This is a genomic window from Liberiplasma polymorphum (assembly GCF_043951795.1).
GTDB lineage: Bacteria > Bacillota_I > Bacilli_A > Izemoplasmatales > Izemoplasmataceae > Liberiplasma > Liberiplasma polymorphum.
The window spans coordinates 43,850-60,244 of sequence record NZ_JBIOAG010000003.1; the positions used below are offsets into that span (position 1 = coordinate 43,850).

The 16,395-nt window shown below is 32.5% G+C and carries 16 protein-coding genes and 1 other annotated feature; of the genes, 12 read left to right on the forward strand and 4 right to left on the reverse strand.

Annotated features, from left to right (window positions below; translation table 11 throughout):
- Window positions 1–80 precede the first annotated feature (80 nt).
- The 3 genes from rplS (at window position 81) to tyrS (ending at window position 3,011) form a co-directional block, all read left to right on the forward strand.
- A complete protein-coding gene (gene rplS / locus ACHAJD_RS01305) occupies window positions 81–428 on the forward strand; it encodes a 50S ribosomal protein L19 (protein WP_435584041.1) in 348 nt (115 codons plus the stop codon).
- A 115-nt stretch (window positions 429–543) separates the two neighbouring features.
- Window positions 544–1,545 (forward strand): LacI family DNA-binding transcriptional regulator, encoded by a 1,002-nt coding sequence (locus tag ACHAJD_RS01310; RefSeq protein WP_435584042.1) that lies wholly within the window; start codon window positions 544–546, stop codon window positions 1,543–1,545.
- Window positions 1,542–1,737: a binding site (T-box leader), on the forward strand. Its footprint overlaps the gene before it by 4 nt.
- A gap of 35 nt (window positions 1,738–1,772) precedes the next feature.
- Window positions 1,773–3,011, forward strand: a complete 1,239-nt coding sequence (gene tyrS / locus ACHAJD_RS01315; protein WP_435584043.1) for a tyrosine--tRNA ligase — start codon at window positions 1,773–1,775, stop codon at window positions 3,009–3,011.
- 58 nt (window positions 3,012–3,069) lie between these two features.
- On the opposite strand, the gene ACHAJD_RS01320 is transcribed toward tyrS, so the two are convergent.
- From ACHAJD_RS01320 to ACHAJD_RS01335, 4 genes are all read right to left on the reverse strand, one after another.
- Window positions 3,070–3,786 (reverse strand): hypothetical protein, encoded by a 717-nt coding sequence (locus tag ACHAJD_RS01320; protein WP_435584044.1) that lies wholly within the window; start codon window positions 3,784–3,786, stop codon window positions 3,070–3,072.
- A gap of 80 nt (window positions 3,787–3,866) precedes the next feature.
- Complete coding sequence (locus ACHAJD_RS01325) at window positions 3,867–4,538, reverse strand: hypothetical protein (RefSeq protein WP_435584045.1); 672 nt, start codon at window positions 4,536–4,538, stop codon at window positions 3,867–3,869.
- 226 nt (window positions 4,539–4,764) lie between these two features.
- A complete protein-coding gene (locus ACHAJD_RS01330) occupies window positions 4,765–5,052 on the reverse strand; it encodes an ArsR/SmtB family transcription factor (RefSeq protein WP_435584046.1) in 288 nt (95 codons plus the stop codon).
- Complete coding sequence (locus ACHAJD_RS01335) at window positions 5,049–7,118, reverse strand: heavy metal translocating P-type ATPase (protein ID WP_435584047.1); 2,070 nt, start codon at window positions 7,116–7,118, stop codon at window positions 5,049–5,051. The genes ACHAJD_RS01330 and ACHAJD_RS01335 overlap by 4 nt, the downstream gene beginning before the upstream one ends.
- A gap of 128 nt (window positions 7,119–7,246) precedes the next feature.
- On the opposite strand from ACHAJD_RS01335, the gene pepV reads away from it, so the two are divergent.
- From pepV to ACHAJD_RS01380, 9 genes are all read left to right on the forward strand, one after another.
- A complete protein-coding gene (gene pepV / locus ACHAJD_RS01340) occupies window positions 7,247–8,599 on the forward strand; it encodes a dipeptidase PepV (RefSeq protein ID WP_435584048.1) in 1,353 nt (450 codons plus the stop codon).
- A gap of 113 nt (window positions 8,600–8,712) precedes the next feature.
- On the forward strand, window positions 8,713–9,720 hold the full coding sequence (locus ACHAJD_RS01345) for a hypothetical protein (RefSeq protein WP_435584049.1): 1,008 nt from the start codon (window positions 8,713–8,715) through the stop codon (window positions 9,718–9,720).
- Window positions 9,721–9,774: 54 nt separating this feature from the next.
- Complete coding sequence (locus ACHAJD_RS01350) at window positions 9,775–10,302, forward strand: RNA polymerase sigma factor (protein ID WP_435584050.1); 528 nt, start codon at window positions 9,775–9,777, stop codon at window positions 10,300–10,302.
- Entirely contained in the window at window positions 10,292–11,392 is a 1,101-nt protein-coding gene (locus ACHAJD_RS01355) for a hypothetical protein (protein WP_435584051.1), read from the forward strand. Before ACHAJD_RS01350 ends, ACHAJD_RS01355 begins: the two co-directional genes overlap by 11 nt.
- A 114-nt stretch (window positions 11,393–11,506) precedes the next feature.
- A complete protein-coding gene (locus ACHAJD_RS01360; protein ID WP_435584052.1) occupies window positions 11,507–12,691 on the forward strand; it encodes a hypothetical protein in 1,185 nt (394 codons plus the stop codon).
- Between the two features lie 55 nt (window positions 12,692–12,746).
- The gene (locus tag ACHAJD_RS01365) at window positions 12,747–13,910 is read left to right on the forward strand and encodes a bifunctional diguanylate cyclase/phosphohydrolase (protein WP_435584053.1); all 1,164 of its coding nucleotides are present in this window, start codon (window positions 12,747–12,749) and stop codon (window positions 13,908–13,910) included.
- Window positions 13,911–13,969: 59 nt separating this feature from the next.
- On the forward strand, window positions 13,970–14,602 hold the full coding sequence (trmB, locus tag ACHAJD_RS01370) for a tRNA (guanosine(46)-N7)-methyltransferase TrmB (RefSeq protein ID WP_435584054.1): 633 nt from the start codon (window positions 13,970–13,972) through the stop codon (window positions 14,600–14,602).
- 9 nt (window positions 14,603–14,611) lie between these two features.
- Window positions 14,612–15,679 (forward strand): M42 family metallopeptidase, encoded by a 1,068-nt coding sequence (locus ACHAJD_RS01375; RefSeq protein ID WP_435584055.1) that lies wholly within the window; start codon window positions 14,612–14,614, stop codon window positions 15,677–15,679.
- 60 nt (window positions 15,680–15,739) lie between these two features.
- Window positions 15,740–16,390 (forward strand): ECF transporter S component, encoded by a 651-nt coding sequence (locus ACHAJD_RS01380; RefSeq protein WP_435584056.1) that lies wholly within the window; start codon window positions 15,740–15,742, stop codon window positions 16,388–16,390.
- Window positions 16,391–16,395 lie beyond the last annotated feature (5 nt).

Below are 16,395 nucleotides of genomic sequence, written 5' to 3' on the forward strand. Positions count from 1 at the left end.
TAATCATTTCGCTGTTAAAAACATCGTGTTCCGCTGGATTAATTATTCTATGAACATTGATTAGAAAAAGGAGTGATTTCATGTCTCAACATCTTATCAGCGAAGTCACGAAAGACTATATCAAATCAGATGTTCCTGTATTTAATCCAGGAGATAACGTAAAGGTTTCCGTTAAAATCAAAGAGGGAAACAGAGAGCGTCTCCAGGTATTTGAAGGACTTGTGATTAAACGTCAAGGTAGTGGCGTATCAGAAACATTTACCGTACGTAAAATTTCTTACGGAGTTGGTGTAGAAAGAACATTTCCTGTTCATTCACCATCAATTGACTCAATTGTCGTCGTAAGAAGAGGTAAAGTTAGACGCGCTAAATTACACTACATTCGTGGACTTTCAGCTAAAGCATCTCGTATTAAAGAACGTAGATAATAAAAAAAGCCTTTGGAAAAAGGCTTTTTTTAATCATTATTAACAAAAAAGCTATGAAAATAGTTTGAAAACATTTTCATTAACTGCTATAATATTCTTCAAAGAAGGTGGTATTATGAGTAAAGCAACTATTTATGATGTTGCAGGTGCAGCACGCGTTTCTCTAGCGACCGTATCAAGAGCGATTAATAATCCAGAAAAGGTCAAACCAGAAACTAGAGAGCGTGTTTTAAGAGTCATTGAAGAACTTGGTTATAAGCCAAACGCATTCGCAAAAGGGTTAGCGAGTCGTAAATCAACAACGGTTGCGGTATTAGTACCGGATATGTCTCGTGCATCTATTGCAGAGATGATGAACGGGATTGCAGATATTGCACGCGTTTATAAGTATTCTATACTTCTTTATATCTTAGACAGCGAAGATACACCAGAAGAAGATATATTAAAAGAAATCGTTGCCTCACAAGTAGACGGTATTTTATACTTAAATGATGAAATTACCGATAAACAATATGAGTTTTTATTAAATGTTAAAAACGAACATCAAATTCCGATTGTTTTAACCAATACGATCTATCCAAATAGCGATGAAATTCCTAGTGTTTCAATTGATTATGAAAAAGCTGGTTATGAAATCACTAAAAAACTTATTCAAGAAGGTCGAAAAAATATTTACATGGTATCAACTGTCCGTAAATATATGGTTAACGATTTAAAAGAAGCAGGCTACCTGCGTGCATTACAAGAAGCATCACTTGCACCTAAAATCATGCGTACTTCTGGTAGAATTAGTATTAACACAGAGCATTTTAATGAATATTTTAAAGAGCATAAAGTCGATGGTATTGTTGCAGTACGTGACTCTATCGCGGTTTCGTTTATGAATGTTGCACGTGCTAACAACGTTCGCATTCCAGAAAACATTAGTGTGGCGGGATTCCAAAACACCAAATATGCCCTTCTTTCGAGACCTAAACTATCTTGTGTTGATGTGCCAATTTATGATATCGGTGCAGTAGGCATGCGTCTATTAACTAAACTTATGAACAGTGAAGAAATTACTGAACGCCGCGTGATGTTAGAACACAGTTTAATCTTACGCGATTCAACAAAATAAAAACGATGCATAAGCGAAGTAGCAAACCACTTTATTAATAGAGACTTAGTGGTTGGTGGAAACTAAGAGTAAAGCTTGCGAAATACACTTAGAAGTTGCTGTAATAAAACTACAGCCGGTAGACCCGTTACCCAATTAAGAGCTACATACGTAGAATGAAGGTGGTACCGCGAACGGAAGTTCGTCCTTTTTAGGAGCCACCTTTTTATATTTTAGGAGGAAAAAACATGAAATTAATCGAAGAATTAAAATTTAGAGGCTTATTATATGCATTAACTGATGACCAACTAGAAGAACAAATAGAAAAAGAGAAATTAACATTTTACTTAGGCGCAGATCCAACGGCTGATAGTTTACACATTGGACACTTAGTTACTTACTTAGTCGCAAAAAGAATGACCGAACATGGTCACAACCCTATTTTACTAATTGGTGGGGCTACAGGATTAATTGGCGATCCAAGTGGTAAAAGTGAAGAGCGTAATTTACTTACGCTTGAAGAAACCATGGCTAACGGTGAAGCCCTTGCGAATCAAGTCAGAAAAATCTTACCGGATGCACAAGTTGTAAACAACTATGATTGGGTTAAAAAACTTGATTTAATTACGTTCTTACGTGACATAGGAAAGCATTTCGGTCTTAACTATATGCTGAGCAAGGATTCTGTTAAAAGTCGCTTAGAAACAGGTATAAGCTTCACAGAATTTACTTACCAGATTGTGCAGTCGTTAGACTTTATGGAATTATATAAAACGCATAATTGTAAGCTACAAATCGGCGGACAAGATCAATGGGGCAATATCACGGCAGGATTAGAATTAATTAGAAAAGCGATTGGCCCTGAAGAAAAAGCTTACGGATTAGTCATTCCTTTAATTACTAAACCTGACGGAACTAAATTTGGTAAAACTGCGGGTGGGACCATTTGGCTTGATCCACTTCGCACCTCACCTTATGAATTTTACCAATACTGGATTAATCTTGAAGATGAAGAGGCATTACTTAGACTTCGTCAGTTTACCTCAGTATCTAAAGAAGAAATCCATACAATAGAACACTTAATGAAAGAAACACCACACTTACGTCATGCACAAAAAGCAGTCGCAGAAGAACTTACAGCACTTGTTCATAGTGAAGAAGCGTTAAAACAAGTTCAAAACATCACGCAAGCATTATTCAGTAACGATATTAGTAAGCTTTCTTTAGAAGAAATCGAAATGGGATTTAAAGGGGTTAAAAGTATCGAAATTAGTGAACCTTTGAACATTATGGATGCACTCATTGAATTAAGTCTTGCAAGTAGTAAACGTGAAGCAAGACAATTTGTTAGTGGAAACGCTGTAACCGTTAATCAAGACAAAGTAACTGATGAAACTTTCATGATCAAAAAAGAAAACGCCTTATTTAATACTTACACGATTATAAAAAGAGGTAAAAAACTTTACGGCGTAATCAAGCATATTTAATGAAAAAAGAACAATTTTATAGAAAAATTGTTCTTTTTTTATGATTTTAAACGATTTATTAGTAACTAAAATCTGATGAGAAAACATCATTAACATTTTTCTCTTCGTTTATCTTGTGGGTTTTCAAACTTGCTAAGAAAAATACAGCAACTAATATATTTAATTGCTCCAGATAAAGAATATTAATCATCATTCTAAAGTGTTGATCGATACTGCTTGCTACATTTAGATTACTTAAGATTTTTGTAAGTATTATTAATAGAATGTAAATGGTTCCAAGTATTACACTTATATTACTAAATTGAGGGTGTACTATACCAATCAAACCAATAATAAACACTAAGAGTGTGCTCACAAGTAGTACCAAAGTAGCCATTGCATAGAGACGATTTATTAGTAAAAACAGTTCGTACCCCATATTACTCCCAACAAAAAAGAGTAAATTATGAATAAAAAACAAAATGAAACCAAGAATTAATGTTATTAAGTACACCATGAATAACATATTAAATAATTGGGAACGGTGAACTGATGGTTTTACTCTACTATAGATAACAATTGCAAGAACAATAGTAATAACATAACTTAAAATGTTTAGTGGCAAATATATGAATCCAAATTGTACAGGAACATCTCCAGTTATACTACCTGAATATAGGGCTCGAATCAGTGTTAAATAGCTTAGTTGAGGTAAAGTGGTAATGTAAGCAAGAATGCCGTAAATAATTAACGTTGTGTTTGTAATAACACGTTTTGATTGAACTGTATTTTGCATTTTTTATCCTCCGTAAATGTTCATACTTTTACCATTTTATCATAATTAAAGACTATATGAAATAGAAAAAAAGCCTATTTTTAGGCTTTTTCATTGATTTCATTAGGTAAATACGGCTTGTTTATCTTTTTTATAATAATAAAAAGTAATAAGGAGCCTATTAATGATAACCCCTGTGTAATAGAGGTTATTATGAAATATGACTCAGGTTGAAAATAGGCATTAATAAAAATCATTGTAAAAAATAGTCTTATGTAAAGTGTAATATAAATGAAACCAAGTAAAGTGAGTTTTGGAAATAGTTTGCGAAATACCGTAAATAAACCAATGACTAATATAATAACTAGTATCATCGATAATCCATTACTTATCGTTTGAATTATACTAGATAATATAACGATGTAAGGATTGTGTGGATAATTAGCTAATAATAATCCAGTAATCCAAATAACGGACTGCACGATATGAATCACAAGTAGCGATATAAATAAAGGTCGAAACAGTTTATGTTTAATTTTCGGTTTTAACTCTTCATAAATACCATACAAAAACAATACAAAAATGAGTCTATATAAAACGCCTAATATATTAGATAACCCTCTTGTTCGTATATAAAGTGCAAAGTTATCTAAAAAAACAGCCTGAATCATAGCGTAGCGATCAATAACAATAAAAGTGAATAAGATGATCACATAAGCTAAATAGAACTGCGTCATACTTTTTGAAATGTAATGTTTGTTTGGTGTTGACATAATGCCTCCTCTGTTACGATTCTAATGCCGTAGGTTCTGATGTTTGACTTATTTTATAGACAACATATACTGTAATTAAGTAAGAAGACAAGATCATTAAGTTAAATATGGTTGCAATGAAATAATTAGTAGGTGATATTTCTCCAGCAATAACGACAATAGCATTGTATTATTTTATATTATTTATGATAACAGTAAATAGCAAAAATAAAAAGGCCAAATGGCCTTAACATTCATTCGCATGGGCATAGCCAATGAGATAAATTTCTTTTATATGTTCATCTTTAAGACTGTAAAAAATGTTTTTTCCTTCTCTTCTGGTTTTTACAACATTTAAATCTCTTAAAAGTTTCAACTGATGTGATATAGAAGACTGGCTCATTTTTAAGGTATCTGAAATTTCTTGAACACAGTATTCACTCTCAGATAAAAGTGCAATGATGCGTAACCTTGTTTCATCACTAAATATTTTAAACAACTTTACAGTATCTTTAATTTGATCTATTTTTTTCATCTTTTTCTAATCTTCCTTCCATAAATAAGTCTTAACGAATTCATAACCGCAATTAACGTGATTCCGACATCGGCAAATATAGCCATAAGCATAGTTGCAATACCGAAACTAGCTAATATTAAGAATAAAAATTTAACACCTAAACTTAATATAATATTTTGATAGACTATACGTCTAGTTTGATCTGAGATTGTAAATGCCTTTTTAAGTGTTTTAACATCATCATCCATGATGATAACATCCGCTACATCAATGGCTATTTCAGAACCATTACCCATCGCAACGCCGATATCAGCAGCTTTTAATAAAGGGGCATCGTTAATCCCATCACCAACATACATTTTAGGTTTACTACTAATTAGTAGTTCAAACTCTTTAATTTTATCTTCTGGTAATAAACTATGTCGGTAATCAATACCACCAAGTTCATAAGCAACTTCACTAGCAGTATCCTTATTATCACCGGTTAACATAACAATATGAAATCTACGATTTAAGTGTTTAATAATGCGAACAGAAGAGGCTTTAATTTGATCTTTTACAACGACGCGTCCAATATAGGTATCATTATGTGCAACAAAAACATTGGTTCCAGCAGTATCTTTAGGGTCTTTAACTTCAATCCCTTCATTAAGTAAGAACGTACGACTTCCTACAAAATAAACATCGCCGTTTGTTTTTGATTTAATGCCATAACCCGGAACTTCAACAACATTTTCAAAATGTTCAAGTTCGCCTTGATAAGCACTGACGACACTTTGCGCAATCGGATGATTGGAATATTGTTCTAATGAGGCTGCAAGTCTTAAAGTTTCTAAACTTGTGTAGCCATCAACGACAAAGTTTCCGTGGGTAATCGTACCTGTTTTATCCATCCCAATAATTTCAACTTGATGCATCATATCTAGAAAGTTAGACCCTTTAAATAAGATACCATGACGCGCACTAGCGCCAATACCAGCAAAATAAGATAATGGAATCGATAAGACAAGTGCACACGGACAACTAATAACTAAGAAAGTAGCAGCTCTAAAAATATACTCACTTGTATTGGCTGGATCTATAATCGAAGGAATTGAAAACATGAGTAATGCAGCAACGGTTACAAATGGTGTGTAAAAGCGTGCGAATCGTGTAATAAAATTTTCAGTAGGTGATTTTTTATTGGTCGCGTTTTCGATTAAATCAATAATGCGCGCAATGGTAGAATTTTGATATTCTTTTCTAGCACGCATTTCAATAACGCCACCAACATTAATATTTCCACTTCTAATATAATCTTTTTCTTTAACATATTGCAGCTTTGATTCCCCAGTTAAAGCACTGGTATTTAAAGAAGTAGAACCTTTAATCACAATCCCATCTACAGGGATTTTTTCACCGTTTTTAACGAGTAAGATATCATCGACTTTTATGGATAATGGATCTTTAATTACCCATTTTTTTTCTTCACTTAAAACATTTGCATAATCAATATGTAAATCCATTAAGCTATTAATTTCTTGTTTAGAACGATGAATAGCACGGTGTTGTAAGTGTTCGCCTAAAGTATAAAATAAAATAACGAGGATGGCTTCGAAAGGTTTCTCAATAGTCATAGCAGCGAATGTTGCAATGAACATAAGCGTATTTTCATTGAAAAAGTCTTTTCGTCTGATCCCTCGATACGTTTTTAATGCGATTTTATGGGAAATGATAAAATAACCAGCCCAGTAAAGTGGATTGGCCCTGACTAAATTTAAATAAACATCTGGTAAATAGCCAATAACGAAGATTAAAATACCCAATAACATGAGCCAATTATTTTTTATAAAGCTTTTATGTACAACAAGGTGTCTTTTTTCATAAGGGTATGTTTCTACACCGTGTTCTATTGAATCCACTATTTTTTTAATTTCGTGAATATGTGTGCTTTCATTATACTCTTCAGTTACATCTAGTAACATGACTTGATTGGCAAAGTTAAAACTTGCCGATAAAATATAAGAAAGTTCTGAAAGTGCCTTTTCAATTTTGCCAGCACATCCGGAACAAATAAGGTTTTTCATCACGATTTTCTTGATCATTTTAACACCTTCTTTAAGTAATTAAATTATATATGATTACGCATTCATATGTCAAGGAAATCATATATAATCAAATAATTGATTATTCTATTCAATCATGATATGATTTACTAATCGGAGGTGTTAAAATGGACTTTTTAACTCATGTGAATGCGCATCGACAAGAGATTATAGATGAAACTAAGGCGTTATTACGCATCCCAAGTGTATTAGACTATTTTGACCCAAAACGCGAAGCACCATTTGGTCAAGGCATACAAGATGCATTAATGCATATGCTTAAACTTGCAAAAAAAGACGGGTTTGTGACTAAAAATGTTCGTAATTATGGGGCACATATTGAACATGGAGAAGGCGAAGAGATTTTAGGAATATTATGTCACGTTGACGTAGTCCCACCAGGAGATAACTGGACGAATCCACCATTTAATCCAACAGTTAAAGACGGTAAAATTTATGCACGCGGGGCAATGGATGATAAAGGACCAACCATCGCAGCTTATTTCGCACTTAAATTCTTAAAGGATTTAGATGTTAAATTATCTAAACGTGTACGTATTATATTAGGAACAGACGAAGAAACAGGATGGCGCGGAATTAAAGAATATTTTGCGACTGAAGAGATGCCTACGTTAGGCTTTGCACCGGATGCAAGTTTCCCATTGATTTATGGAGAAAAAGGCATGTTAACATTTGATGTATTAGGGGAATTTATAGAAGATGACGGTTTAGTATCATTTACATCAGGTGAACGTTATAATGTTGTGCCGGATTTAGCTAAGGCTGAACTTAGTATTGATTTATCAAAACAATTTGAAATTTTCTGTAAATACAACAACTTTAAAGGTGAAATTGTAGGTAATACCTACATTGTTCATGGGAAAAACGCGCATGCAATGCAACCACATCTAGGCGTTAATGCCGGATTTATTATGGCTAAATTTTTAGGGGAACATTTAGATAATCCATTTATTAAGTTCATCAATGAACAATTATCATTTGATGCATATGGTGATAAACTTAAAATTGATTATAAACATCCTGAAATGAAAGAATTCACCATTAATACTGGAATCTTCTCTTATAATAAAGATGAGGTACGTTTAGGAATAAATTGTCGTTATCCAAAAGGTTTTGAACTTGAAGAAGCAAAAACGAAAATTCAAAAACGCGTTAAAAAATATAAACTTGAATATAAATTTATTAATGATGTCCCAATTCATTATGTTGATCCTAATGATGATCTCGTTTTAAAACTCATGGATGCTTATCAAAAAGTTACCAATGATTTTGAATCAAAACCATTTACCATTGGTGGGGGAACATACGCTAGAGCCCTTACTAAAGCCGTAGCTTTTGGTATGGTAATGCCTGGTAGAAAAGATGTTGCCCATCAAGTGGATGAACATATCTTTATTGATGATTTAATTGAAGCAACGGCTATTTACATGGAAGCTATTTATAGCTTAGCACACGAATAACACTTAAAAATTCTGTCATTGACAGAATTTTTTTTATTTTTTTCCAATAAAAACCAACATTATTACGTATACACTATGAATAAAAAATAAAAACCAAAAAGGAGAACTATATTATGAAAAAATTATTTTTAAGTCTTACGTTCATTCTAGCCGTAACATTACTTGCAGGATGTACATTATTTAAAGGCACCACATCACTAAGTTTATTTGAAACAAAAGAAGATGTATATGCATTTTCTGCGGTATCTGCAATGAGTGCATTAAGTCAAATGGATAATCTTACTACCGTTTCAAATGACTCAATGTTCATGAACTTGAATGTCAATCAAGATGAACTTGAAGTTTTAAAAGACATTGAAGATTTAGAACCTTATTTAAAACTTGTTGAAACATTCATGGGACAAGATAATGGATTTACAACAGAATTAACTGAATCACCTCTTGAAGATTATGAAACATTACTTATTATTACGATTGTTGATATTACTGGAGAACGCTTAACTTATGAGTTACATTACAATGAAACCATTACAGATCAAGATGAAGATGAAGTAGAAAGTACACTTGAAGGCGTTTTAATCTATGATGGTCAAACATTCATATTTACAGGAGAACGTGAAGTTGAAGAAGGCGAAGAAGCATTCGAAATGACCGCTTACTTAGATGAAAACAATTATGTATTTATTGAATATTCTCGTGAAATTGATGAAGATGAAACAGAAATCGAATTCTTATTTGAACTTTATAAAGATGGTACATTAGTTAAAAGTACTGAGATTGAGTTTGAGTTAGAAGAAGACGAAGTTGAGATGACGCTTTATTTCATGGAAAATGGACGCGAAAGCGAATACAAATTTGAAATAGAAACTGATGGCAATGAAACAGAGTATGAAATAGACTACAAAATTACAGAAGATGGCAATTTAGTTGAAGAAGGTACAATAGAAATTACCATCACATTTGATTCTGCATCAGGAACTTATATCATTAGTTATGAAATTAAAGTAGATAATGAAGAAGGTCGAATTATTGATAAAGAATATAAAAACGACTTTGAAGCAGATGATAACGATGATGATTTAGAAGACGACGATGATACAGAAGATAGTGACGAAGCATAAGAAATATAAAATTAGCTTTCTATTATGGTATAATAGTTGGCGAAAGAGGTGGTTATGTTGCCCACAAATCGCCAACTAAAATTACTAAAATCTAAAGACCAAAAAGCTTTTGAAGCGATCTATCACGAAACAAAGCATGCCGTATACGCAATGGTTTTGCCGATTGTGAGAGATCGCTCTTTGGCTGAAGACGTTATGCAAGATACGTATATTAAAATGGTAGAAAATATCCATAGTTATAATCCAAAGTATAAGTTTATTAATTGGTTATTAACCATTGCAAAAAATACAGCACTTGATATGTATCGCACAAGACAAAAAGAAGTATCCTTACATGATGAAACGTTAGATTTTATTGAATCAAGGGAAGCTTCAGAGGATAAAAAAATTGATGCATCCTATTATTTATCGTTACTTACTAAAGAAGAACAAACCATTGTGTTGCTAAAAACCGTTGGGGAGTTAACGCACAAAGATATAGCTTATCAATTAAATAAGCCGATAGGAACGATTACGTGGCAATATAATCAAGCCATTAAAAAAATGCGTGAGGCAGGAAAGGAGCATCATCATGAAAAATAAACATATAAGCAAAATCATAAAAGATGATGTTACTTCAATGACGCCGAATGTTATCCATAAAATTGATTTAGCATCCATTCAAATCAAACCTAAGCAAACCTCAAAATTAAAAACATTTGTTCAATCGAAACGATTTATATTGAGCACCTTTACTACTGTAACTGCCTCAATTATCGTACTACTTATTGTATTAATTGGGAACGGATCACCAACAATTCCAACTAACCCAATTGCTTTTTCAGAAAGAGAAGAAATATATACGATTTCTGCAGTCTCTGCAGCATCATTACTTGCACAATCATTTCAAGACACCCAAGTTTATAACCCGGAAATTATTCCACTATCAAATACAGTTACTTTGAATCATCACCGACTGATTGATCAAGAATTAAATACGCTAAGAAATTACTTAACGATGATTGAACCAATTGTCGGAAATAAGGATAATATGACATTTGTGCTTGTTTTATCAGATAGACAAGCCTATACGTATAAACTCAGTTTTACAACGATTGATTTAACAGGGAATCCGATGACATTTGATTTTTACTATAACGAAACGAGAGTCGATGAAAATCATTTTGAACTTGAAGGTGTTTTGATACGCAATCAAGTAGAGTATCTAGTTACAGGTGAACTTACCATTGATGATGATGAAATGGAATTAGAATTAATTGCCGTTCATCCAAATCAATCAAATACGTATGTTGAAATTCTTCAAGAAATTAAAAATGATCAACAAACATTTGAAGTTGAGTGGGTTGTCTTAGGAGAAACCGTACTTGAAAGTATGATTGAAATCGAGTTTGATGAAGACATAATTACAATTGTTATTGAGTATGAAAATGCCCACAAAGAAGTGATGTTTGAAATTAGTAGACAGTATAATGGTCATGCCCTTTATATTATCTTTGAAATTGATAATGATGAAGATGAAGAAGGCGTAATTATTGTCGATATCATTTATGATGACATCTTAAACAAAACCATCTATCGATTCAATATCTTTATTGATGATGAATCCTACGTTATAGATAAAGATCGTTTCTTTGATAACGAAGAAGAAGATGAAGAAGATGAAGAAGAATAAACAATATAACGAAGACCCGAAAGGGTCTTTTTTTATACGCTAGTTATTGTGATAAAAATAGGTATGTGATATAATACTATAATGTTCACATGTAAAGCCTTGGGGAGGGTTTTTATGTTTAAAGAGCGAACAATTTTACCATTAATAACACAACTTAAAGCGATTTTCGACATGGAAATTGTTGATTTTGCTGTTTTAAACGAAAAGGGATTTCGTTATACCCATGCAGAATATTTAATTGAGAACGGGTTTACAGTAATTGAACACGCCAAATTAGCAAAAGAAGAAAAATCATCTTATAAAACGTTCAAAATCGAGAGTAATCCATGTGCAATTTTTAATGATTATAACGGAAACTATTTAGCGGTAGTATTTGACCAAATAAAACTAGATAAGACAACTTTAAGCGCAATCCACGAGCGTCTTTTGAAGGTGTCTTTTTTAAAAGAACATTTAGAAATTAATATCAACAAAGACAAATATCAAGATTATGCTCTACTGAGTTTTGATTTTAATGGCAATTTGAAAACAAGTAATAAGTTTGCAGATGATATCTTTAATATAAGCGAAAATCGAATTGAATCATTAAAAGATTCATTAGAAAGCTATGAGATTTTCTATAACTTATATGAACAAGCGCGGAGTGGCGTTACACCTGAGGTTACGACAATTGGTACAATTAATAGTAAACATTTTAAAGTAAACACTTTTGTTGATAAAAAAGCAGAAATTATTCAATTTATCTTTGCTTATACACCGGTTCTTTCTTTTTATGAAAATATTTTAGATAGTTTCGACTATTTAAAATTAGGGATTGTTCATTTAACTCTAATATTTGATGAAAACAATCAACCGGTAGATGCTAAAATCCTCTATGCTAATAATCAATATGGCAAACTCATGGATACAACCGCAAACAAAGTGATCGGAAAAACAGTTTACGAACTATACCCAGAGTTTCCTAAAAAACGCTTTGAACGCTATGCGAGTGTTGGGGTAAAAGGCATGTTTTTATCGTTTGAAGATTATGCTGATAATGTAAAAAAATATTTCCATATTTATAGTTACTCCCCAAGACAAAACGAATTTATAAATGTCTACTATGACACAACGTACTACCACAAACAACAAGCTAATGAAAGAAGCCAATTAAGAAAAATTCAAATGATGCTCACCTTAGCTGAAATGGGCTTTTTTGAAATTAATTTTTTTGCCAAAACATTTGATGGTGATGAGTACGTTAAACGCATTTTCGAACAAGACCAGCTAGATTTCGAATCTTATAGAATGTTTTTTTAGGGATTCAATTCACCCAGATGATAAAGATGATATATACCACAAAAATAGTCTATTAATGAACGGAAAAATTAAAGAAGGTTCAAGTTTATTAAGACTGATTATGCCTAATTCTGGTGACATTAAATATATTGAATACTATTTACAAACCATTGAAAAAGATGCATTCAATAAACCAGTTAAAATTTTAGGTCTGGTTCGTGATGTAACTGAAACTCAAAATGCTAGAAATCAAATTGATTATTTAGCATCACATGACCAACTATCTGGGGTTTATAATCGTCATCATTTATATCAAAACGTAAACAAAAAAGCATTTGATTATCCAGTTAAACTAGCCATTTTAGATTTAGACGGTTTAAAAACGGTTAATGATGTATTTGGTCATTATGAAGGCGATAGAGTAATAAAAAGGTTCTCTAAAATATTAAGAGAAGTTTATTATGATCAATATATAGCGCGTGTTGGAGGCGATGAGTTTGTTATTATTTTTACAAACGGCATTAAAAATCCGAAAACACGTGAAAAATTAGTTAGAGAACAGCTTAAGAAAATTTTAGATATTAACATTCCACTTGATGTAAGTATTGGGTATGATGATTTAAAAGATAAACATACTAATTTTCATGAAACTTTCACACGTGCAGAAGAAGAAATGTATCGTCATAAACTATTAGCCAGACCTAAACGAAAAGAACGTATATTAAAAGTATTAATGCAATATATGTTTAATAAAGATGATGGGTTAAAAGACCGTATTGAACGATTAGAGAAATACGCCACATCTTTAATGAAACAACATGGTTATATGCGTAAAGACGAAGAACAATTTTTAAAGCAAGCCATTTATTATCATGCCATTGGTCAAGTTATGGATTTTGTTCATGATGTCAAACATACCGATAAAGCAAAACGTTATGAAATTTTAAATGTAGAAGCAGGGTTTAAGATACTATTAAATCTACTTGAAAAAGAAGTTGTATGTAAGACAGTACTGTATCAATGTGAACAATATAACGGACGCGGCTATCCGCATAGATTAAAAGGGAAAGATATTCCGTTTTTATCACGTGTTTTAGCGATTGTGTATCACTATGATGATTTAATTAATCATCAAAGCTATGAAAAAAATGATGCCCTTGATGATTTGATAAAAAATAGTCCAAGACTCTTTGATCCAAATCTTGTACAAACCTTTGTTTATGTTATAAATAAACTATAATTTCTTTGTGTAAAGATTGAGATTTCAGATTTTTTTGATATAATGAATACGGTGATTTTATGCGATTAAGAAAAGTAAAGGATGCGGATCTAAAAATAGAGAGTTATCCTGAATATATTTTGAATATTCCAAGAGGTGAAAAGTATTATTTGAATAACGCCTTTAAGGAAAAAAAACCTCTGCATGTTGAGATTGGTAGTGGAAAAGGTCAGTTCATTCATGAGATGGCTAAAAGAAATCCGCATATCAATTTTATCGCCATAGAGAAATTTGATAGTGTGATTGTAAAAATACTTGATAAAGTGTTAATCGAACCCTTAAATAATCTTTATTTAGTTCGTATGGATGCAGAATCAATTGTTGAGTGTTTTAATGCCCATTCTATTGAAAAAATTTACTTGAATTTCTCTGATCCTTGGCCAAAGATAAGACATGAAAAAAGACGTTTAACCCATGAAGATTTTTTAAAACAATATGAACGTATTTTAATTAAGGGCGGCGAAATTGAGTTTAAAACAGATAACCGTAAGCTTTTTGAATATAGTTTAATTTCAATGCAGCAATACGGATTAAAATTTGTTGAAGTATCGCTTGATTTACATTTAGATAAAGAAATTATGAACATTATGACTGAGTTTGAAGAGAAATTCTCAAAACAAGGTCCTATTTACAAAATAAAAGCAGCATTCTAGGAGGACATTATGGAAAAACGTTACGTAGATTTAGTGAACTTACCAGGTGCACCAAGTTTTGAAAAACATGTTAAGCAGTATATGAAAAAAGAGATATCAAAGTTTACAAATGATATTATTGAAGACAAATTAGGGTCTATTTTTGGTGTGATAAACCGTGATTCTAAAGGGCCTAAAGTGATGATGGCTGGACATATGGATGAAGTTGGCGGATTAGTGGTTGGCATCACAAAACAAGGTCTTGTTAAAATGATTCCACTTGGTGGGATGAAAGGCGATGTTTATTTATCACAGCATATGATTATATATACCGATGACCTCACTGAAATTCCAGGTGTAACCGCATCAAAGCCACCGCACTTAACAAGAGGACAAGAAGGTAACGATGCACCCCTTAAGTTTGAAGATTTATTACTTGATATTGGCGCGGATTCAAAAGAACATGCAGAGGCACTTGGGGTTAAGATCGGTCAACAAGTGATTTCTAGAAATAACTATGTAACCACAAATGATGGAAAAAAATTCATCTCTAAAGCATGGGACAACCGTTTTGGTTGTGGCATGGCACTAGATTTACTTGAAGCATTAAAAGATGAAACATTAGAGTGTTCACTTTATGCTGGGGCAACGGTACAAGAAGAAGTTGGTCTTCGCGGTGCAGCAACAGCTTCGGGGCTAGTTAAACCTGATATATTCTTAGCAGTAGATGCATCACCTTGTGCAGATTCATTTGAAGGTGATGAAATTAGTGGAACACTTGGAAATGGTTTCTTAGTTCGCTTTTATGATCCGAATGCTTTAATGCATCAAGGGATGAAAAAATATATTGAAGAAATGGCAAAAAAACATGACGTAAAATTCCAATACTATCAATCTAAAGGCGGAACAGATGCAGCAAGAGTACAACTTTCTAACGAAGGGGTTGTAGTTGCAACCATCGGAATGCCTTCACGTTATATTCACTCAACAACATCGATGATTCATCACGATGATTACCTTGCAGTGAAAAAAATATTAGTAGAACTTGTAAAATCTTTTAACACTAAGACGTATGAGGAAATTAAGTCAAACGTCTAATTAACTAAGTTTATCAAAAAATATGGGACCCATAGTGGCCTAAAATTTAAGGAGATAAATATGAGAGACAAAAGAGTAAGAGACATGACCCTAACTGCTATGTTTATAGCAATTATAGGGATTATGTCGTTTGTACCATGGTTAGGATTCATCACCATTGGTGGGGTAGCTATTACCCTTATCCACATTCCGGTATTAATCGGAGCAATTTTTGGTGGGAAACGTGTAGGTATATTCAGCGCAACCGCGTTTGGTGTATTTAGCATGATTCGCGCCTTTATGACACCAGATGCTTTTAATGTATTTTTCCAAAATCCATTAGTATCTATTTTACCAAGGTTTTTATTTGGTGTATCTATTTGGTATATTTATACTTATACCTTCAAACTTCTAAAACCTGCTATTGTGGGTGATGGCGATATTGAAGATGACAAAGTGAAAAAGAGTGTAACCGAGTTAACTGCTTTAGCCGTAACATTTGCGCTTGCATCTCTTACACACACCGTTATTACTTTAACCGCACTTTATATTTTCGCATTTAATAGCGCGATCTATTTAGAATGGTTTGGGAGCACAGATGTATTAAGATTTATTTGGATTATTATGTTATCTAATGGCTTAATTGAAGTAGGATTAGCCGTTTTAATCGGAGCACCAATTGCTTATAGACTTAAAACGTTTTACCGTTACGAAGAAAATTCAGTTACTTAGGAGTG